Raw genomic sequence first — 19,900 nt, forward strand, 5'->3', positions numbered from 1 at the left:
AGCGCTGGCGGGCCTGGGCCTCCGGTGTCCAGCGGCACCCGTGGGCCGCGCTGGTCGTCTCCGTGGTCGTGCTCGGCGCGCTGGCCGCCCCGGTGACCTGCTTTCGAGCAGGTCAGGCGCCGTTCATTTGTCTAGCGTGCGTCGGCCGCTGCGCGCGAAGCAGTGCGACCCCGAGGATCAGCCCTCCGGGCACGATCACGATCGGCGCCACCGGGTCCTCGAATCCGGTGGCGATCAGGGCCACCAGGCTGACCACGCCGAGGAGGATGCTGATGACCGTGGCCGCACGCGCCGCTCGCCGGACGACGCCGTGCCCGCGCACCGCTTCCGCCGCGAACACCATCGACCCGAGAGCGAGCAGCGACAAGGCGGAGACGAGCGGGACCGTCAGCGCATCGAAGTCCCGCACGAGCGGCGGCAGATTCTCCGGGTCGGCGAACAGGCCCAACCCCAGAGCCACGTACGTCCACCACACGGCCAGCGTGGCCAGCGCCGACCACCATGCGAGCTGGGCGAGTCGTCCGGGCGCCCCGATGCGGATCTGACGGGCAGCCAGAGCCAGGAGCGCCGGGGACACGAAGAGGAGCAGCCCTGTGAGCAGTGCGTAGACCGGATGGTCCTGGGTGATCTCGGCCTGCGTGGAGCTCGCCAGCGCATTGACCGCCACGCCTTCCCGTTCGGCTGCAGCAACGAGATCCCGCTCGAAGCCGGCTCCGATGGTGACGGCAACCACGACATACCCCGCCAGCACCGCGACCGCGCCGACGTACGCCCAGCCCGCCGATGCCGCCCACTGCCGCCCAGGCTCGTGGTCGACGCGGCGTACAGACCGGTCGCCGCGGGCGATCTTCTTGACGTTCATCCCTCAGCCCACCGCGTGCTCGGCCCGGGCCGCGGCGTTGCGTCGGGCCGCCTCGACCGGGTTGTCCACGACGAGGACGTGCTCCGGGTCCGGTTCGGTGTGGTGCTGCACGGTGTAGAACCGCACCTCGTGACCGTCGGGATCGTGCAGCAGCGGCAGGATCCAACCGAGGGTCGCAGGCTGCACGCCGGCGTGCCGCTCGCCGAGCTCGGTCAACCTGGCTCCCAGCGCCCGGAGGGTGCCCTCGTCGACCACCCCGATCGAGAAATAGTCGAAACCGGCGGCGGCACGGGCCCGTTCGGGATCCAGCCGCAGGCCGAGGCTCGGACCGCCGTTGGGATGCACCATGCCGATGCCGTCGAGATCGCCGTCCGTCTGAAACTCCACGGCGAGCTGGTACCCGAGCCTTGATTCGTACCACCGCTGCGATCGCCGAAGGTCGGTGACCGGCAGCTTGAGGTGGTGGACGCCGGCGAGAGCCGGTGCTTCGTGGTCGCTCATGCCCACTCCTGACTTGCAGTGCTACTGCAACTTCCTAATTACAGTTAGACTGCAACTCATGCCTTCAGATGTCATCCCCCGATGAGGGGATCTCGTGCCGAGCGGACCGAGCAGGCGATCGTCGCCGCGGCCCACGACCTCTTCGCCCAGCGCGGCTATCGCGGCACCGCGCTGACAGACGTCGCCAAAGCCGCGGGAGTCTCCGACCGAACCATCTACGTCCGCTTCGCCACCAAGGCACACCTGCTCAAGCGAGTGGTCGATGTCGCCCTCGTCGGTGACGCTCTGCCGATCGCCCTGGCCGATCGCGACTGGATCGACACGGTGATGAACGCCCCGACACTCGAGGAGCGACTCGCTGCAGACGCGGAAGGCACCGCGCTGATGATGGATCGCATCGCGCCCGTCCTCGCCGTGGCCATGCAGGCCGAGGCGGACGAGCCGTTGATCGCAGCGGCGGCCCAGGCGGCCCGCGAATCGACGCTCGAGCAGGTGCGCGCGTTCTGGGAGAAGCTGCACCGCGACGGGCTGATGAGCCCCGACGCCGACCTCGAGTGGGTGATCGCAACCAGCGGCCTGCTCGCCAACGCCGAGACGTACGTCCACATGACGCGCACTCTGCGCTGGTCGCCCGCCGAGTACCAGGCGTGGCGGCACCGCACCTGGCGCCACCTCGCCATGGCCCCGTCTACCCGAGGCGCCTCAGTCCAGCACGGCGTACGCCTCGACCTCGACGAGCACGTCGGGCTCGAACAGGTAGTCCACGCCGATGGCGGACAACGGCGGCAGGGGTTGCGGGATGCCGAGCTCGTCGATAACGCTCTCGAGCCCGGCGACGAAGGCGTCGTACTTGTCCGGGGTCCATCCGGTGACGAAGAACCGGAGGCGTACGACGTCGGCGAAGGTCGCGCCGGCGCCGGCCAGACCGCGGGCGGTGTTGCGGAGGGCATGGGCGAGCTGTCCGGCGAGGTCATCCGGGGCGACGCCACGTCCGAGCTCGTCTCGGGCGATCTGCCCGGCGACGTGGATATGGCGGGTGCCGGTGGCTACGGAGACGTGGTGATAGGGCACGGGCTGGAACATGCCTTCGGGGGTGAGCAGATCGACGGACACGATGAGATTCCTTTCGAGGGTTAAGGTTTCTCATGTGTACTTGGTATCCAGAGGACACTTCAACGAGACTAGGTGTCATGCCGGATACCAGCCCGGAGCCGCTGCGCCTGACCCAGGAGCATCGCGAGCTCCTCGACCAGCTCCTCGACAAGTGGTCGCTCCAGGTGCTCGACGCGCTGTGCGAGCGGCCACGCCGCTTCAACGAGCTGCGTCAGGCGATCCCGGCAGTGACCCAGAAGTCACTCACCACGGCGCTACGTCGGCTGGAGCGCAACGGCATGGTCGAGCGCGTCGTGCTGAGCACTCGCCCGGTCGCGGTGGAATACCGCATCACCCCGCTGGGCAGCACCCTGCAGGACCTCATCGACCGGCTCTACCACTGGACGACCACGACCCTGCCCGAGGTCGAAGCAGCACGCCAGGCCTTCGACCGCTCGGTCTGATCCGCTACAGCGAGCTCTTGCGCCGCGAGAACAGCGGCCGCAGAACCAGCCCGAGACCGAGCGCACCGCCGCCGGCGATCCCCCACCAGATCGCGTTCTCGCGAACGGCCGCGAGGGGATCGACCTTCTCGCGGGCCATCGGGGCCTGCTCGATCTCCGGCGGAGCGGCGGCCTCCTTGACTGCCGGGCGGGTGAGTGCGGCGTAAGCGTTCACCACACCGGCACCCCAGTAGCGGCCGCCCTGGCCCTCACGGCCCGACGTGGTGCTGTACAGGCGGTCGATGACCTGCTGAGCGCTCCAGCCGCTGTTGGTGGACCAGATGAGGGCGAGTACGCCCGCGACCTCTGCCGACGCGAAGGACGTCGTGATCGAGTCGACCCAGCACGGCTGACCGAAGAGCGTCGTCGAGGCGGCACCGTACGTCGGAGCGACGACGTCGGTGTTGGAGTTGGGCAGCACCGTGAAATCCGGGTCGGAGGCCCAGGTGCCGGAGGCGCTGACCGTCACGACCGGGTCGTCGGCGTTCGGGAAGACCTTGGGCGCGATGTCCAGGGGATCGGTGTCGGTGGTGACACCGGACCAGTCCGCGGCCATCACCACGATGGCGCCCTTCTTGGTGAGCGTGTCGACGGCCGCGTCGAGGCCGGGAGCAGCCTGCGTCGCGGGTAGACCGATGTCGACGATCAGCCCCTTCGCGTTGCCCTTGGCCAGCGAGTTGAGCTCGGCGGTCATCTGCTTGGCGTCGACCGTGGACTTCTCCTGACCGACCTTGAGGACCGGGTGGTCGCTGAGCTTCGCCTTGGGCGCGATCTGGGAGATCAGGCCGGCCGCGACGGTGCCGTAGTAGGCCTTCGCGCTGCGGCTGTAACCGGAGTCGACCACCGCGACACGGATCCCCTGGCCCTGCTTGCTCACCTGCTGAGCCTCAGGGATCCGCATGATCGCGAACGGAGCGACACCGTCGGGAACCGGCGCCGTCTTGGTGTCCGCCTTCTGCGGGGAACCGCCGGTGTTGGTCGCATAGGCCGAGCAGTCGGCCCTCTCCTCCGCTGCGTACGCAGGTCCCGGACTGGCCAGCAGCGACAACCCACCGACGACGGCAGCGAGCGCGATGCAGCTACGCACCAGCTTCACTCGGTCGCCACGCACTTGCTCTCCTGGACCTCGTCGGAGTTGGGCGGGCACAGCGCCAGCTCGGTCGAGAGCGCAGCTCCGCCGGGGAGCAGGCGCAGCCAGGTGCCGGGCACGATCGGGCCCGAGTCGGTCTTCAGGCCGAGCCGCTCGACCGTGACCGGCCCGTCCAGCGTGTTGGCGGTGCCGCGGGCATCGATCAGATATGGCGTCGCGCTCTTCTTGTCGAGCTCCTCGCCGTTGGCGGCGTAGACGAAGGCTCCCTTGCCGGGATCGACCCGGGCCGAGGTGAAGTCGCCGGCGGCAGGAGGCTCCGAAGTCGGCCAGGCCGTCTCGCCCGGATCGATGCCGAGCCGCACGGTCGTCTCGTCCTCGGTCTCGAGCTCGGCACATACGCTGCCGGTGCCGGCCTCGAGGGACTCGTCGGGCCAGAAGGTCTCCAGACGCTCGCCGTTGATGTTCGGCTGCGAGTCCAGCGACTGCTGGTTGCCCTTGCTGCCGAAGACGACGTCATAGACCTCGCTGGTGAATTCGTCCATCCGGATCCAGCCGGACTCCGTCATCAGGTAGTTGTTGGCCTGAAAGTTGGCCTTGGTGCCGATCGGGTAGTCCTCACCCTCGACCGTACCGCCGGCCTTGGTGAACGCGCCCCCGAAGGAATCACCCGACAGCGGCGCGCCGGCCGGGAAGAGGTTGACCCATGCCTGGGGCACTGTCGGCGTCGAGACAGGGTCGCTGAAGATACGGTCCGCATAGGTCTCCGCGTCACCCTCGACCTTGTAGCTGTAAGCCTGGGCGTACCCCTCGCTCTCGTGCTCGGCGATGAGGTAGGTGCCGTCCTCGGTCTGCACCATGAAACCGGTGTCCGTGGCTGGCTGCACGTCGGGTTTCGCAGAGATGTTCAGGTGCGTACCTGCACCGTTGGCGGTGCATGCCGTCCAGCCCGTGTTGATGAAGTCGGACTTCAGCGGCAGCTCCTCAGGGACGTCGGGTCCGCCGAGGCCGATCGTGCCCTTGGGGAACTCCTTGTCGATCTCCTCCTGGTCGATGACCTTGGACTTCTTCTCCAGGTCGAGCCCGAGGATGAGCTGGGCGCTGGCCAGGTTGACGACCGGGTACAGCGCCCTGTCGTTCTCGGGGCCGGTGACGACGTACCGCGCCCCGCCCTTGGTCACGATCAGGCCGGGCTGGTCTGCCCAGCCCGTCGCGGGCCGGGGGGCGAGGAAGTGGGCGACGGCTCCGCCGGCGATGAGCAGCACCGCGAGTACGACGCCACCGAAGACCGAGCGGCCCGGTCGGGCCGGCTCGACCTCGCGCCCACCCGGGGCGCCGGAGAGGAACGCGGAGACGAGCCGGCGGCGGCTGAAGGCATGGGCCTCTACGAGGTCCTTCTTGCTGGCCATCAGAAACCAGCCACCGCGGCGCCGAAGAGGCCCGAGGCGAGCACCATCAGCGGCAGCATCGCGAGCAGGCAGGTCGTCTCGGCGACATCGGCCAGCCGGCCTCGACGGATCGACCCGACGTCGGGGACGAGCGTCAGGACCAGGAGTACGCCACCCGCAGCCGCCAGCACGACGGCGGTCGTCGGCCGCCACGACTCGTGGTAGACGAGCAGCGCGGCACCGATCGCGAGCAGGCCGGCGATCCCGGAGACCAGCCCGACGAGCACCTCCGACCCCGTCCGGTACTGCCGGGTGCGCAGCATCAGCACGACGCACGCTGCGAGAGCCAGCAGCGTGCCGAAGAGCCCGAGCCGCACCACGAACGGCGAGGTCAGCACGACCAGGACGCCGACGGAGAGGGAGATCGCAACCAGGATCTCGTGGGCGACCTTGGCGTCGACCTTGACCTGGTCGGCCCGGATCTCGTCCGGGTCGAGGTTGATGTCCTCGTCGGAGTAGAGCTGGGGGACGTCGGTCTTGGTCGTGCTCAGCGCGAGCCACGGGAAGAAGCTGCCGGCCAGCACCACGACGACCAGCACGATCCCGAGCACCACACCGGCCTCCCAGCCGGTCATGCTCAGCAGCATGCCGGCCACCAGGAAGACGCCACCGACGAGCGCACCGGGCATCGCCAGCATCCGGGCCTCGCCGAGGCCGAGGAAGCCGATCGCGGCGGCGAGCATCGCGCCCGCGCCGGCGAAGGCCAGGGGCATCCCCACGCCACCATCGAGGGAGGCCGAGCCGATCAGGAAGCCGGCGACCGCGCCATAGACCTCACCGATCCACACCGCGGCGATCGCAGCGTCGTTCTCGGCCTCGAGCCGGGAGAGCACGATGGCGCCTCCGGCGAGGACGATGCCGATCACCCCGGCAGCGACGCCGGCGAGCATCGACGGAGCCTGCGTCCACAGCGCACCGGCGCCGAGGAGGAGCAGCAGCGCGGCGGCCAGCAGTGACGTACGTCGTCCTGCTTCGGGCTTCCAGGGCGCCATCTCGCTCTCGACGACGTCGGTCATCGCCTCGACCACGTCGTCGTAGACCCGCGGCGGCTTGTCGTCGATCCCAGCGCTCACGGTGAGCACGCCACCGTCCTCGACACCCTGCGGGATCAGACCGAGGTCACCGGTGAGCTTGCGGCCGTCGGCGAGCACGACGCGGTAGCCGGCGTACGCCGTCTGCGGGTCGAGCAACCCGACGCTTCGCGCAAGCTCCGGCACGAGCTCCGCCACCGGCACCGAGCCCGGGAGCACCAGATCCATCCGGCGGGTGCCGGAGGCGACAGTGACCCGGACCAGCCCAGTGGGCGCCACCTGCGCCTGCGTCATTTCACGAACTCCTCGCGTCGTGCCTGTGCCCGAGACGAACCGACCGAATGTCCCGAGAGTTAGACCTGCATCGCGCCCGCTGAATCAGGCAGCGAACATCAGCGCTGACTTTGCCATAAAACACGCACCGAGGGGACCGGTGCCCCGCACCGATCCCCTCGTGTTGCCTGTGTGCTGAAGAACTCAGCCGCCGAAGCCGCCGGCGCCGCGCTGGTCAGCGCGGTGCATGTCAGCGTTAGCCTCGTTGACGAACTTGCTGCCGCGGTCCAGAGCCATACCGAGCTCGCGGATGCTCTGGTTCCACTTGGCCTGCGCCCGGTTGTAGGCGTCAGCCGCCTGGCCGGTGAAGTTCTCCTGGAGGCCCAGGATGTGACGCTCGAGCTCGTCGAGCTCGCGGTCCATGTCCGCGACGCCCTTGAGCAGGACGTCGGTGATGGAGCCCATCTTCCCGTGGTTTACGACAATCTCTTCACCCATGTCAGTTCCTTCCAGTCCTGTGCTTGAAATGCGGCCTGACCGGGTGGTCAGCCACCCATCTTGTAGGAGATGCTGTCCATGCTGGAGGTGACGGAGCTGGACTGCCCGGCAACATCCTCGTCGGCCTGGCTACCGACCTTGCGAGCATTCTCGAGACCCGCGGTGAGCTCGTCGAGCGCGTTGGTGATCTCGCGCGACTTCTCGTTGTAGGTGTTCATCAGCTGCTGGAACGAGGTGCCGCCGGCACCCTTCCAGCCCGATGCGCCCTCCGCCTGGGCCTCCGAGACGGTGCGGCTGTTGACGCTCTGCAGCTTGGCCTTCGTCTCGTTGATGAAGTTGACGGCGGTGTTGATCGCCTGGCCTTGCTTGATCTCACTGCTCATGGTGCTGTCCTTCCACCGGCGGAACCGGTTTTCCTAGGTTAGATACCTGTTGGAGCCCGGCTCCCGATGGGCTCCCCCGAGGTCCGGACAATGTGTTCTTACCCCGTCTCCGGAGTTCTAAACACAAATCTCTGAACTTTTTCAGCCCCGCTGTCTAGCTGTTGAAACCCGATTCCCACAGGTGTCGGAAGAACCCTGAGGAAACCACGAACGAAGCGATGACCGCGGCGCCGCACAGCGACTCCGCCCAGTCGGCCCGAGACGCCCACTTTGCCGAGCGCCAGCCCCGGCCGGTCGCGATCGCCGCGATGATGACGGCGAACCCGATCACCACGACTCCCAGACCGAACCAGGAGACCAGCTCCGGGTCGGCCCAGCCTACGAAGGCACGGACCCCGACCGCCAGCGCAATAACCCCGGCGACCCGGAGTACGCCACGCGGCAGCCAGTAGCGATAGCTGCGTGCCGAGAGCAGGATGACGAAGGCACCGGACAACAGGATCAGCCAGACACCGATCCGGTCCAGGTCGTCCGTCGCCGTCGCCACCAGTGCCGGCCCGCTCACCGCGACCACGGCCAGAACCGCCCAAGAGGCCGCCGCCAAGGTGCGGGCGCCACGCCCTGCCACCTGGGTGACCTCGTCGATCGGGACCGTCGCCTTGCCCGAGGTGGTCTTGGCTCGTGCCGACCAGGCGGTCACCGACAGCTTGGAGACGTCGAGGAGATAGGAGTCCGGGACGTCGACGGCGTACGACGGGACGATCCGCGCCGCGAGCGCGGCAGCGGCGAACAGGATCGACCACGGCACCTGCGGCGAGGTGCCGAGCAGGGCGCACAGGGCGGTCACGACGAAGACGACGACGCCGGTCGTCGTCCAGATCTTCAGGGCCTCGTCGACGGTGTCGACGAGCGACCGCGAGATCGTCGCGACCACCGCGGCGCTCAGCCCGGCCACACCGACCGCCATCGGCAGCGTCTCGGGCGCCGGGTCGACGGTGGTGACGAAGGCAGCGCCGGCGGCGAAGGCCGGAGCGGCGATCGCTCGGCGCGCTGCGTACGGCCCTGCGGGGATGATGCCGATCAACGCGCCCAGCGCGAGCAGACCGGCGATGACCAGTCGCTGCCAGCCGTCGGCCTGGGCGCCGAACCCGGCCGCGGCGACCGCCAGAAGAGTGGCCAGACCGACCCAGTAGAAAGAGAAGCTGCCCGCTCGGACCGGCGCGGCTGTCTCGACGACCTCACGCCGCGCGTAGGCCTGCGTCGGCGGCGAGTCGGCGGCGAGCAGGGCGCCCGAGGTGATGCCGCGTGAGGCGAGCGATGCGTCCGGCTGGATCACCTCGCCCCGGCGGTCTCGCAGCACCGGAGCCGCGGGAAGACCGACGGCGGTGGCGTACTCCCGAGCCAGGTCCGAGGCGTGCGCATCGGACGGAACGACGATGTCGACCACTCCGGCGGTGCCGTGGACCGTGACCGCCAGGCCGCCTGCTGCGAGCGCCGGCTCAACGGCATCGGCCGTCTGAGTGGGCATGACACCTCCCGGATGCGTGATGACCCTGTGACAGAGTTCCACATCGGAAGCTCCACCGCCCGTTTTACCCGACCGGCACGGTTAAGGGTAGTAGCCGGGTAGCGGGCACTCTAAGATCCTGACCACCTGCGGCATCCGGGACCGTGGGGCACTGAACCAGTCTCAGGGGGACACGTGACCATCGCTGCGACAGCCAGCGGTACCCGCACCGAGGAGCCGGAGGTCCCCGAGGGGGAGCTGGCTCTGAATGCTCCGCCGGCTATCGAAGAGGGCGAGGGTGTCGGCGGCATCCTGATGAACGCCATCCCGATGCTCGGTGGTCTCGGGTCGATCGTGCTCATCGCGACGATGCAGTCGGGCGCGGGCGGTTCCCCGCCGATCCAGCGCTACATCGCGGCCGGCATGTTCCTCTTCGCGACCCTCGGCTTCATCTTCGTGCAGATCGACCGTCAGCGGAAGCAGAAGCAGAAGCAGGTCGGCGGGCAGCGCACCGACTACCTGCGCTACCTGGCCGGTGCTCGGCAGTCGGCGCGCAAGGCCGGTGAGCAGCAGCGCAAGGCGCTGACCTGGCACTACCCCGCGCCGTCCTCGCTGCCGGCTATCGCCGAGGAGCGCAGCCGGCTGTGGGAGCGCTCAAACACCCACAAGCGCTATCTCGACGTCCGCTACGGCGTCGCGCACCAGCCACTGGCCCTGACCCTGGTGCCGCCCCAGCAGACCCCGATCGACCAGGTCGACCCGGCCTCGGCGAGCGCGCTGCACCGGCTGCTGACGGTCCACCGGGTCCAGCCCGACCTGCCGGCCGCGACCAACCTGCGCGGGTTCGACAAGATGGAGATCTGCGGCAACGAGGACCAGGCCCGGGCGCTTGCCCGCGCCCTGATCTGCGGGATGACGGCTTTCCACTCGCCGGAGCAGCTGATCGTCGCGGTGCTCACCTCCGAGCGCAACCTGGCCGAGTGGGACTGGGTCAAGTGGCTCCCGCACGCACAGAGCGGCCGCGAGGTCGACGCTGTCGGGCCGCGCCGCATGGTGGTCACCAACATCAACGACCTCGGCGCCCTTCTCCCGACCGAGGTCGGTGAGCGTGCCCGCTGGGGCACCGACGACCGGATCCCCTCGCCGCAGGTCGTGGTCATCGTCGACGGCGGCTCCGTCCCGCCGGGCAACCACGTGCTCCCGGACGACGGCATCCAGGGCGTCACCGTCATCGACCTGCCGACCCACTGGGACGAGCTGTTCGACTCCAGCCGGGTGCGGTTCCTCATCGACGACGAGGAGCCCGACGAGAACAACACGGTCGCCGGCTATCAGGTACGCGTACGTATGGACCCGGTCCGTCTGCGGGTGGACCAGATGACCATGGCCGACGCCGAGGCCTACGCCCGGCGCCTGACCGCGCTCTACACGGTGGCTCCGGAGGGCTCCGACGCGGCCGCCGAGACCCCGCAGGACACCGAGATCGCGGCCCCGAAGGACTACATGGCGCTGCTCGGTCTGGGCGACGTACGCTCCTTCGACCCGGACGTCGCCTGGCGTCCCCGCGCCAACCGCGACCGGCTGCGCGTGCCGGTCGGCGTCGGTGAGGCCGGCCAGCAGATCTACATGGACATCAAGGAGTCGGCCCAGCAGGGAATGGGGCCGCACGGCCTCGTCATCGGCGCGACCGGTTCCGGTAAGTCGGAGTTCCTCCGCACCCTCGTCCTCGGTCTGGTGCTCACCCACCCGCCGGAGGTCCTCAACCTGGTGCTGGTCGACTTCAAGGGTGGTGCGACCTTCGCCGGGATGGCGGGCATGCCGCACGTCTCCGCGGTGATCACCAACCTCGAGGGCGAGCTCACCCTGGTCGACCGTATGCAGGACGCGCTCTCCGGTGAGATGACCCGCCGCCAGGAGCTCCTGCGCGAGGCCGGCAACTTCTCCTCGCTCAAGGACTACGAGAAGGCCCGTACGCAGGACCCCTCGATGGATCCGCTGCCGTCGCTGTTCATCGTGGTCGACGAGTTCTCCGAGATGCTCTCGGCCAAGCCCGAGTTCATCGACCTGTTCGTCGCGATCGGTCGTCTGGGCCGGTCCCTCGGCATCCACCTGCTGCTCGCCTCGCAGCGCCTCGAGGAGGGCCGCCTGCGCGGGCTCGACTCGCACCTCTCCTACCGCGTCGGTCTGCGCACGTTCTCCGCGCAGGAGTCGCGGACCGTGCTCGGTGTGCCGGACGCCTACGAGCTCCCGGCGATCCCCGGCCTCGGTTACCTGAAGCCCGACCCGACCAACATGCAGCGGTTCCGGGCTGCGTACGTCTCGGGGCCGCCAGCCGCGGGATCACGAGTCCGCCGCGACGAGGGCGGCAAGCTGCAGGGCATCTACCCGTTCTCGATCGCCGAGGTGAAGCAGCTGGCGATGCCGGTCGAGGAGGAAGAGCGTCCGGCCAGCCCGGTCGTCGGCGCGGACGGAGTCGAGAAGTCGATGCTCGACATCGCCGTCGACCGGATGACGGGTCACGGCACTCCGGCCCACCAGGTCTGGCTGCCGCCGCTCGACATCCCCGACACGCTCGACACGCTGATGCCCGATCTGACCACCTCGCCCGAGCTCGGTCTGCACTCGCCGGCCTGGAAGCGGCTCGGTGGACTGGTGGTGCCGCTCGGCATCGTCGACAAGCCGCGTGAGCAGCTGCGCGACACGCTCACGGTCGACCTGCGCGGGGCCGCCGGTCACGTCGCGGTCATCGGTGCGCCCCGCACCGGTAAGTCGACCACGCTCCGCACCATCGTCACCTCGATGTCGCTGACCATGACGCCGCAGGAGGTGCAGTTCTTCGTCCTCGACTTCGGTGGCGGCACGTTCGCACCGCTGGCCAAGCTCCCGCACGTCTCCGGTGTCGGCACTCGTTCCGAGCCCGACGTCGTACGCCGCGTCCTGGCCGAGATCTCCGGCATCATCGACCGCCGCGAGGCCTACTTCCGGGCGCAGGGCATCGACTCGATCGAGACCTACCGCACCCGCCGTGCCCGTGGTCAGGCCGACGACGGCTGGGGCGACGTCTTCCTCGTCATCGACGGGTGGGGCACGCTGCGCGCCGACTTCGACGACCTCGAGTACGCCATCCAGGAGATCGCTCCGCGTGGCCTGACCTTCGGCGTCCACATCGTTGCCGCAGCCGGTCGCTGGGCCGAGTTCCGCTCCTCGATGCGCGACGTCTTCGGCACCAAGCTCGAGCTCCGTCTGGGCGACCCGATGGACTCCGAGCTCGACCGCAAGCTCGCCGCCCTGGTGCCGACCGGGCGCCCGGGTCGAGGCATCGTGAAGGAGAAGCTCCACTTCCTCAGCGCCCTGCCCCGCATGGACGGCGACGGCTCGGCGGCGACGCTGGGTGACGGCGTCGACGACCTGATCTCCCGGGTCTCCGCGGCCTGGCAGGGTCCCGCCGGACCGAAGCTGCGGCTGCTGCCGGAGCGGATCACGATCGAGCGGATCCGCGAGCAGGCCGGGGTCACCGAGGAGAAGCCCGGCAAGCGACTGCTTCTGGGCATCAACGAGAAGGAGCTGGCCCCGGTCGGCCTCAATCCCGACACCGAGCCTCACCTACTCGTCTTCGGCGACGGCCAGTCCGGCAAGTCCTCGATGTTGCGCAGCATCGCCCGCGAGATCATGCGGACGCACACGCCCAAGGAGGCGCAGATCGCGGTGGTCGACTACCGCCGGTCGCTGCTCGGCGAGATCCCCGAGGACTACTTGGTCGGCTACCTCACCTCGGCGACGCAGGCCAACCCGACGCTGAACGACCTGGCGGCGTACCTGACCAAGCGGATCCCGGGCCCCGACGTCACCCCCGAAGAGCTGCGCAACCGGTCGTGGTGGTCCGGCGCCGAGCTGTTCGTGCTCGTCGATGACTACGACCTCGTCTCGACGCAGCAGGGCTCGCCCCTGGCTCCGTTGCAGCCGCTGATGGCCCAGGCCGGCGACGTCGGCCTGCACGTCATCCTCGCCCGCCGCTCGGGTGGTGCGTCACGCTCGCTCTACGAGTCGGTCATCCAGTCGATGCGCGACCTGGCGATGCCGGGCCTGCTGCTCTCCGGCAGCCCGGACGAGGGCCCGCTCATCGGCAACATGAAGCCGGTCCCGACGCTTCCGGGTCGTGGCCGCCTGGTCACCCGCGACCGCGGTATCGAGGTCATCCAGCTGGCCTGGAGCGAGTCGACGGTGTAGTCCTCGAGCTCTCGAATGAGAACGGCCCGCGACCTGATCCAGGTCGCGGGCCGTTCGTCGTTCGTCTGCGGTCAGAGCGTCCCGGTGCCGTTGTTGTTGGACGCCTTGCGCAACGGCGGGTGGGTCTCGTACTCGTCGGCGGCGGGCATCTCCCACGTCTCGGCAGTGAACCCGTCCTTGCCGGAGATCAGGACCGACGCCTTGTTGAGGTACTCGTAGTCCCCGTCGCCGGCGCGCAAGGGGTTGACCAGGTCGTCCCTACCGTCACCGTTGACGTCGGCGACCGCGGGGATCTGAGACCCGCTGACCGCGTCGTCGTTCTTGACCGGGTCGTCGATGTCCCACGACGGCTCGGGAACGAACTTCTTGCCCTCGGGGTCGTAGGAGTAGACGCGGATGGCCCACTTCTGGTCCACGATCTCCTGGGTGATGAGCTCGTCCTTCCCATCGCCATCGACGTCGGCGAAGTTGGACGACCCGGCGACCCGGTCACCGTCGGGTCCGGGCACCTCGAGGTCGGTCTTGGTGAACTTCGACCCCTGGCTCATCAGCAAGTCGGTTGCGACCGGCGAGGTCTCCCTGGCGCCCGCGATGATGTCGGCTCGCTTGTCGCCATCGAAGTCGCCGACGTCGAAGTTGGCGTCGAACGTGGTGCCGTTCCAAGGCCCGGTGTACCAGTCGGTGCTCTTCCCCCAGGTGTTGTCTGCCTGGCTCGCCATGACCGTGACGTGGAGTTGGAGATCCTTGAGCTTGCCGAGCTCTGCATCGTCCGCGGGAAGCTTGGTCCCGTTGCCGACGGAGATCATGCCGATGTCGTCGCGTCCGTCGCCGTTGAAGTCGGCGCAGAACATGGCCAGGCGCTTGCCCGACGCCGGCACCTGGATGGCGCCGTCGGGTTGGTTCTTCGCGTTGGAGTCGACGTTGAACGAGGATCCGATGCCGGAGACCTGCACCACGTCGACCCGTCCGTCGGCGTCCAGGTCGCCAAGCAGATTGCCGAACTTGAGGCCCTTGGTGGTGCCAGCCTCGAACCCCTTGCCGGTGGAGGCGAAGAGGGTCGCGGCGTTGCCGTCCCAGTTGTAGTTGACGTCGCCGAACGGCGCGCCGAGCACCAGATCGCCCAGCCGGTCCCCGTCGATGTCTCCACTCACCGCCGGCTTGGGCTTCGCAGGAGTGTTCTCGGTAGTCGCGAGGGTGACTCCCACCGCGGTGCCGCCCGCAACGAGAACCGCGAGTGCCGCCGCGCCGGCGATCCACCACGTGGTCTTGGCACGTTTGAGAGTGACGGTGGCTCCAGATGCGAAGCCCATCTGTCGCCCGGCCATCGCGGCGAAACGGTCCCGAACCCGGACGGCCTCGTTCGTACGTTGGGCCGGATCCTTGGTGAGAAGGCCGCGCTCACCGGCGAGCAGGTCATTGGCCTGCAGGGTGAAGTCGTCGCGACCCGGCAGCGTCGGGATCGGCTGCGATCCATGAGCCATCGCAGTCTCGACGTCGTTCGCCCCGGTGAAGGGGACCGTCCCGGTGACGAGCTCGTAGAACAAGCAGCCCAGCGAGTAGAGGTCGCTCGCGGGCGTAGCCGGCGCCCCCATCGCGCGCTCGGGCGCCAGATAATTCCACGCGCCGGAGTGGATCCCAGGCCTGGCCGTCGCGGAGTCATCAGCACGGGCCGCCGCGAAGTCGGACAGGTAGGCGTACGGCGGAGTGTTGCCGTCGCGCAGCAGGATGTTCGACGGCTTTACGTCGCCGTGCACGACGCTGACCTCGGGCGAATGGATCGCTGCGAGACCATCGGCGATCTGGGCACAGATGTCGGCGGCCAGCGGGCCGGGGAGACGGCCACGGGCCTTCAGCAGTGACCCGAGGTCGCCTCCGTCGGCGAACTGGGAGACCAGGTAGGGGGCGCCGTCGTTGGTCCGGCCGTTGGTGTAGACGCCCATGATGTGGGGCGAGTCCAGCTTGGCCATCAGCGTGGCCTGCTTGTCGAACCGAGACACGAACTCGGAGTCTCGGGCACTGCGCCCGAGGAGCACCTTGATGGCCACCGCACGGTTGAGGCGGGTGTCGGTGGCCCTGTAGACGACCGCCATCTCGTTCGACGCCACCTGCTGCTCGAGCCGGTAGGGCCCGATCATGCCGGGCGCATCCGCTCCTAGCACGGTCGCCGGCAAAGGTGTCTGCACAGGCGGAGGCGGGGGCGGCGGGGCCTGCGTCGGCGGCAGGGTCGTAGGAGGCGGTGGTGGTGCCGGAGCAGGAGGCGGCGGTGGCTGCGGCGTACTGGAAGGTCCGCTGGGCCGAGCGACCCGAGGCCTGATCGTGGTCTTGTCTGGGTCGTCGACCAGAGGACGCTCGAACGACGGCTGCGGCCCGCGAGGGGCGTTGTCAGGGGTTCCGGTGGAATCACTCATCCGAGGGTTCCTCCCATCAGGTTGTAGCGGCGTACATCGTCGGGCGACTTCTTCCACGTCGCCATCATGTGACCGGGGAACGTGCCGGTCTTCGAGGCCAGCGCCACGTAGAAGGCATAGGGGCTTTCACTGGTGTCCTGCGTAGCGGCGACGATGTCGGTCCGTCCGTCGCCGTTGACGTCGGCAACGGTCACGGGATACCTGCTGGTGGTCTTGAGGGTGTTGCGGGGCTTGGGCAGCTTCCCGCGGTTGGCGATCGAGAACTGGGTCAGGTCCTCGCTGAACGTGCCGACGGTGATCGACTGACCCTCACCACGGCCGGCTTCAGCGGCGACGATCTCGTCGCGACCGTCGCCGTTGACGTCACCGGCGACGAGCGAGCTGATTCCCTGGTGTTTGAAGGCGAACGACTTGGGCGCAGCAACCACAGACCCATCTCCTTGGTAGAGGTCCAGGTCCGAGGTGCCAGTTGTGAGCGTCATGTTCTCTGGGCTGCCTTCGACCCGGTTCAGGATCAGCAGGTCAGCCTTCTCGTCGCCAGTGAATTCACCCACCACGACCTGCTCCCTGGATACGGCCGGATAGGCCGCGAACCGCGTCGGCTCCGCAAATCCTGACCCCGTGCCGCGGTACACCCAGACGCTGCCGGTCCCGACCGTCCTACCCTTCTTGTCGAGTTCACGGTCCGGGTTGCCGAACGTCGTGGTCATGAACAGATCGGCGACACCGTCACCGTCGAAGTCGTCAGTGCCCAGGTCGTAGTAGAACGTCGACCCGGCCATCTTCTTGCCCTGCTCGACGACTCCCGCCGGCGCTTTGAGCGATCCCTCCAGATCACCGTGGAAGTTGAAGCCCTTCTCGCTCCGTACGAAGGTGATGAGCGAGTTCTTCCCATCGCCGGTGAAGTCGGCGCAGAGCGGAAACACCTCGCTCCCGTCGTTGTCCTCGGGGAGGGCGGGGTCGTCGTACGTGACGGGTTTCGACGGGGTCAGCGTGCGGCCGTCCGACTTCCAGGTGACCACATCCACCCCCTTCCCGTCGGGGTTCTCGATGTTGGTGACCACATCGCCGAACTTGTCCCCGTTCACATCCGCGTACGCAGCGCCCTTGACGGTCGGCACGATGGGCTCGGGGCCGTGCTCGACCCAGGGCTGGGTGATCGCCAAGGCTCCACCGACCCCGAGGGCGGCGACCCCGACCATCGCGGCGCCGACCCGGAGTGGAGTGATCTTGGACGGCCGCTGCGCCTCCTCGATCAGGATGGCTTCGCTCTCGGAGGGCGCCCGTACGGCCGCGACCGGGATCGGCGCCGGGTTCGGGTCGGTCATCGACGGCGCGGGCACCAGCTGAGGGGGCGCGGTGATCTCGCGCAGCTTCAGCAGGTCGTCCTTGAAGACGTCCGCGCTCTGGTAGCGGCTCCGGCGGTCCTTCGCCATCGAGAGATGCAGGATCCGGTTGGCCGCCTTGGTCCAGTCGTCCGTGCCGACGAACTGCGGGATCGGCGCGCTCTGGTGGGCCATCGCCACCTGTACGGCCGCACCCGAGTAGGGGATCTTGCCGGTCAGCGTGAACCAAAGCATGCAGCCGGCCGCGTAGATGTCTCGTGACGGCTCCGGCGAGATCGGCCGGCCCTGCGCGTCACGCTCGTCGCGGATGTATTCGGGCGCCAGGTAGTTCCAGGTGCCGGTGATCCCGCCCGCAGGCGAGTCGGTGGACGAGGTCGCGATCCCGAAGTCGCACAGGTACGCGAACGGGTCGAGAGGGCTCGCGGGGTTGCGTACGAGCACGTTCGACGGCTTGACGTCCTGGTGGATGATCCCCGCCTGGTGGGCGTCGTGAAGCGCCCCCGCCACCTGAGCGTTCACCAGGCAGGCGAGGTGCGGCGCCAGCGGTCCGTTGCTGCGTACGAGCCCGGTCACATCACCGCCCTTGATGAACTGGGTGACGATGAACGGGCTGCCCTGCTGCTCGCCGATGTCGTAGATCGCGATGATGTGGGGCGACCTGATCTGCGCCAGGGTCTGCCCCTCGCGGATGAACATGTCGATGAACTGTCGGTCGGCGAGGTGGGCATGCACCATCTTGAGGGCGACTTGCCGTTCGAGCTTGGTGTCGAAGGCGTCATAGACCACGCCCATTCCACCCTCACCAAGAATGCGATCCAGGCGGTAGTGGCCGAACACTGCCCCGGGATGAAGCGTCGTCATGCCCGCACCCTATTCAAGGGTGGAGCAACCCAACCACTCCAATGCGCTAAAAGTCGCCTACTTCTTGGTCGGCGACCATTCGACGATGGTCGAGACCAGCGGCGCGACCTGCCCGGAGCGGGGACGCACGCTGTCGACCTTCTTGTCGATCACCGTCACCGTTGGGTTCATCACGATCGGCACGACGATCGAATCCCGGACCAGTGTCTTCTCGATCTGGACGCGTACGTCGCGAGCCTCGTAGGGATCGGCGGTGCGGGCCAGCTCGCTGATGAGGCGGTCGCGCTCACGGTCGCCACCACCGGTCGCGTTCTGGCTGCCCTTGCTACCCCACTGCGCCGAGATCTCCACCGGCGTCTGCGGGACCGGGATCCGGACGAGCGCTGCGTCCCACTTGCTGCCGGAGAGCACCTTGTCGGCCGAGGACACACCACAATCGGTGGTGCCCCAGCCCTCGTCGTCCACGACGTTCGAGATGGTGTCGTAGGCGCCTGAGGCGAACGCGTTCGACTTGTCGTAGGCGATGCACACCTTGGCGCCGCGCGGGGCCGTCGCGTCCTCGGAGGCCTTGAACTTCGTGGAGAACCCGGAGTCCTCAGTCGCGATCTGGTAGCCCTCGCCACCCGGCGGGAAGAGCACGACATCGGTGGCTTCGTACGCCTCGGCCCACTCGCCCGCGCCGCCTTCGGCGATGTCGCCGCGGGGCACTGCCCGCAGATAGGACGTACGGGTGTCCTTGCGCTTGAACAGGCCGCGGTCGGAGCGGAGGATCAGCGCCCACATGGTGCCGTCGTTGGCGTTCGCGACGCCGTAGTCGCGGCGCTCGAGGTCGCGCACCTGCTTCCGGTTGGCCTTGGTCGGGGTGACCTGGACGACGTCGACCTTCTCCCCCAGGCTGTCCAGCGCGTCGGCGCCGGCCGGGGTGAGGCGTACCTGCTCGTAGGTCGGCCTGGCCTCGCCCGCGTATTCCGGGTTGGCCTCCAGGTCGACCTCCTGGCCGCTCTCGCCGGCCGAGATCTTCGAGACCCGGTAGGGGCCGCTGGAGAGCAGCGCCTCCTCGGACGCCTTGCCGTTCTCTGCGATCGCGAAGGACGAGGTCCATGCCTCCGCGATCTTGGTGAGCTTCGCGGTGTCGGACTCCTCGATCGCGGTCTCGACGACCTCCTTGGCCTCGATCGGGTCCTCGATCTTCAGCGCCTTCTGGCCGACGACATGCGCCGGCACGGCGACGTCCAGGGCCGTACGCCAGTCGACGACCGGCACCACCAGCGGGACCTCGATGGCGCGGGCGCCCTCGTCGACCTCGGGGATGTAGGCACTCTTGGTCAGACCGGTCGGCACCGCGCCGAAGTCGACCTTGCCATCGCTGCCTTCCTTGGAGGTCGCGAAGTAACCCGAGGTCGCCGCCCAGGCGAGCATGAGGTCGGCGGTGTCGATCGGTACGCCATCGGACCAGGTGGGCTCGGCCAGGTCGTAGCGCACCCGGGCCTGCTTGTCGCCCTCCATGGTGACCTTGCCGAAGGTCTCGTCCATCTCGACGGTGTCGTTGACCAGGGTGCCGAAGGCTCCGCGGGTGACCGAGGCGATGTCGAGGTTCCCGTCGGTCACGCTCGCCGCGCTCGCCGGGTTGGTGCTCGTCAAGGACTCCGTCCACGCGACGGCGACCTCGGACCCCTCCTCGACCGAGGCCGGAAGGTCACCCGAGCAGGCGGTGGCGACCAGCGCCAGACTGGCAACGGAAACGAGTCCCGCGCGACGACGTGCCCCAGGATGCACCTTCAAGTCCCCTCTCCGAGACAACGGACGCCCAGATCCTAACGAGCCTCGGCGGAGACCGGCCACCGACGTAGCCGGTCTCCGCCGAGCAGCTTGT

The 19,900-nt window shown here is 68.5% G+C and carries 14 protein-coding genes and 1 pseudogene; 3 read left to right on the plus strand and 12 right to left on the minus strand.

The features are described from left to right. Window positions 1-112: 112 nt before the first annotated feature. On the minus strand, window positions 113-862 hold the full coding sequence (locus ABZY89_RS27750; RefSeq protein WP_355232422.1) for a hypothetical protein: 750 nt from the start codon (window positions 860-862) through the stop codon (window positions 113-115). Window positions 863-865: 3 nt separating this feature from the next. Next, on the minus strand, window positions 866-1,363 hold the full coding sequence (locus ABZY89_RS27755) for a VOC family protein (protein ID WP_355232423.1): 498 nt from the start codon (window positions 1,361-1,363) through the stop codon (window positions 866-868). Window positions 1,364-1,444: 81 nt separating this feature from the next. Here ABZY89_RS27755 and ABZY89_RS27760 point away from each other — a divergent pair. Beyond that, window positions 1,445-1,609: pseudogene (locus ABZY89_RS27760) on the plus strand (helix-turn-helix domain-containing protein); the annotation flags it as partial. A 456-nt stretch (window positions 1,610-2,065) separates the two neighbouring features. On the opposite strand, the gene ABZY89_RS27765 reads toward ABZY89_RS27760, so the two are convergent. Beyond that, complete coding sequence (locus ABZY89_RS27765) at window positions 2,066-2,446, minus strand: Rid family hydrolase (protein WP_355232443.1); 381 nt, start codon at window positions 2,444-2,446, stop codon at window positions 2,066-2,068. A gap of 107 nt (window positions 2,447-2,553) precedes the next feature. On the opposite strand from ABZY89_RS27765, the gene ABZY89_RS27770 reads away from it, so the two are divergent. Next, entirely contained in the window at window positions 2,554-2,919 is a 366-nt protein-coding gene (locus tag ABZY89_RS27770; RefSeq protein WP_355232424.1) for a helix-turn-helix domain-containing protein, read from the plus strand. 4 nt (window positions 2,920-2,923) lie between these two features. Here ABZY89_RS27770 and ABZY89_RS27775 read toward each other — a convergent pair whose 3' ends face one another. From ABZY89_RS27775 to ABZY89_RS27800, 6 genes are all read right to left on the minus strand, one after another. Further along, on the minus strand, window positions 2,924-4,069 hold the full coding sequence (locus ABZY89_RS27775; RefSeq protein WP_355232425.1) for a S8/S53 family peptidase: 1,146 nt from the start codon (window positions 4,067-4,069) through the stop codon (window positions 2,924-2,926). Then, on the minus strand, window positions 4,051-5,454 hold the full coding sequence (locus ABZY89_RS27780) for a type VII secretion protein EccB (protein ID WP_355020543.1): 1,404 nt from the start codon (window positions 5,452-5,454) through the stop codon (window positions 4,051-4,053). Before ABZY89_RS27780 ends, ABZY89_RS27775 begins: the two co-directional genes overlap by 19 nt. Next, complete coding sequence (eccD, locus tag ABZY89_RS27785) at window positions 5,454-6,818, minus strand: type VII secretion integral membrane protein EccD (RefSeq protein WP_355232426.1); 1,365 nt, start codon at window positions 6,816-6,818, stop codon at window positions 5,454-5,456. The genes ABZY89_RS27780 and eccD overlap by 1 nt, the downstream gene beginning before the upstream one ends. A 183-nt stretch (window positions 6,819-7,001) precedes the next feature. Then, a complete protein-coding gene (locus ABZY89_RS27790) occupies window positions 7,002-7,295 on the minus strand; it encodes a WXG100 family type VII secretion target (RefSeq protein WP_355232427.1) in 294 nt (97 codons plus the stop codon). Window positions 7,296-7,342: 47 nt separating this feature from the next. Further along, entirely contained in the window at window positions 7,343-7,678 is a 336-nt protein-coding gene (locus tag ABZY89_RS27795) for a WXG100 family type VII secretion target (protein ID WP_091043262.1), read from the minus strand. A 154-nt stretch (window positions 7,679-7,832) separates the two neighbouring features. Continuing rightward, entirely contained in the window at window positions 7,833-9,206 is a 1,374-nt protein-coding gene (locus ABZY89_RS27800; protein ID WP_355232428.1) for a hypothetical protein, read from the minus strand. A 174-nt stretch (window positions 9,207-9,380) separates the two neighbouring features. Here ABZY89_RS27800 and eccCa point away from each other — a divergent pair, with 174 nt between their 5' ends. After that, on the plus strand, window positions 9,381-13,412 hold the full coding sequence (eccCa, locus tag ABZY89_RS27805; protein ID WP_355232429.1) for a type VII secretion protein EccCa: 4,032 nt from the start codon (window positions 9,381-9,383) through the stop codon (window positions 13,410-13,412). Between the two features lie 71 nt (window positions 13,413-13,483). On the opposite strand, the gene ABZY89_RS27810 is transcribed toward eccCa, so the two are convergent. The 3 genes from ABZY89_RS27810 to ABZY89_RS27820 all read right to left on the minus strand — a co-directional run bounded on the left by ABZY89_RS27810 (window position 13,484) and on the right by ABZY89_RS27820 (window position 19,809). Further along, window positions 13,484-15,547 carry a protein kinase gene (locus ABZY89_RS27810; protein ID WP_355232430.1) on the minus strand — a complete coding sequence of 688 codons (2,064 nt, stop codon included), beginning with the start codon at window positions 15,545-15,547 and terminating at the stop codon, window positions 13,484-13,486. A 269-nt stretch (window positions 15,548-15,816) separates the two neighbouring features. Continuing rightward, window positions 15,817-18,027: a protein kinase gene (locus ABZY89_RS27815; protein WP_355232431.1), complete on the minus strand. Its 2,211-nt coding sequence runs from the start codon at window positions 18,025-18,027 to the stop codon at window positions 15,817-15,819. A gap of 57 nt (window positions 18,028-18,084) precedes the next feature. Continuing rightward, on the minus strand, window positions 18,085-19,809 hold the full coding sequence (locus tag ABZY89_RS27820; protein ID WP_355232432.1) for a hypothetical protein: 1,725 nt from the start codon (window positions 19,807-19,809) through the stop codon (window positions 18,085-18,087). Window positions 19,810-19,900 lie beyond the last annotated feature (91 nt).

Origin of the sequence: Nocardioides sp. NPDC006303, assembly GCF_040613175.1 — a bacterium.
GTDB lineage: Bacteria > Actinomycetota > Actinomycetes > Propionibacteriales > Nocardioidaceae > Nocardioides.

Excerpts from the sequence above, each read along its gene's own strand:
- ABZY89_RS27750 (WP_355232422.1), bottom strand. The coding sequence starts at position 862 with ATGAACGTCAAGAAGATCGCCCGCGGCGACCGGTCTGTACGCCGCGTC.
- ABZY89_RS27755 (WP_355232423.1), bottom strand. The coding sequence starts at position 1,363 with ATGAGCGACCACGAAGCACCGGCTCTCGCCGGCGTCCACCACCTCAAG.
- ABZY89_RS27765 (WP_355232443.1), bottom strand. The coding sequence starts at position 2,446 with ATGTTCCAGCCCGTGCCCTATCACCACGTCTCCGTAGCCACCGGCACC.
- ABZY89_RS27770 (WP_355232424.1), top strand. The coding sequence starts at position 2,554 with ATGCCGGATACCAGCCCGGAGCCGCTGCGCCTGACCCAGGAGCATCGC.
- ABZY89_RS27780 (WP_355020543.1), bottom strand. The coding sequence starts at position 5,454 with ATGGCCAGCAAGAAGGACCTCGTAGAGGCCCATGCCTTCAGCCGCCGC.
- eccD (WP_355232426.1), bottom strand. The coding sequence starts at position 6,818 with ATGACGCAGGCGCAGGTGGCGCCCACTGGGCTGGTCCGGGTCACTGTC.
- ABZY89_RS27790 (WP_355232427.1), bottom strand. The coding sequence starts at position 7,295 with ATGGGTGAAGAGATTGTCGTAAACCACGGGAAGATGGGCTCCATCACC.
- ABZY89_RS27795 (WP_091043262.1), bottom strand. The coding sequence starts at position 7,678 with ATGAGCAGTGAGATCAAGCAAGGCCAGGCGATCAACACCGCCGTCAAC.
- ABZY89_RS27800 (WP_355232428.1), bottom strand. The coding sequence starts at position 9,206 with ATGCCCACTCAGACGGCCGATGCCGTTGAGCCGGCGCTCGCAGCAGGC.
- ABZY89_RS27810 (WP_355232430.1), bottom strand. The coding sequence starts at position 15,547 with ATGATCGGGCCCTACCGGCTCGAGCAGCAGGTGGCGTCGAACGAGATG.
- ABZY89_RS27815 (WP_355232431.1), bottom strand. The coding sequence starts at position 18,027 with ATGACGACGCTTCATCCCGGGGCAGTGTTCGGCCACTACCGCCTGGAT.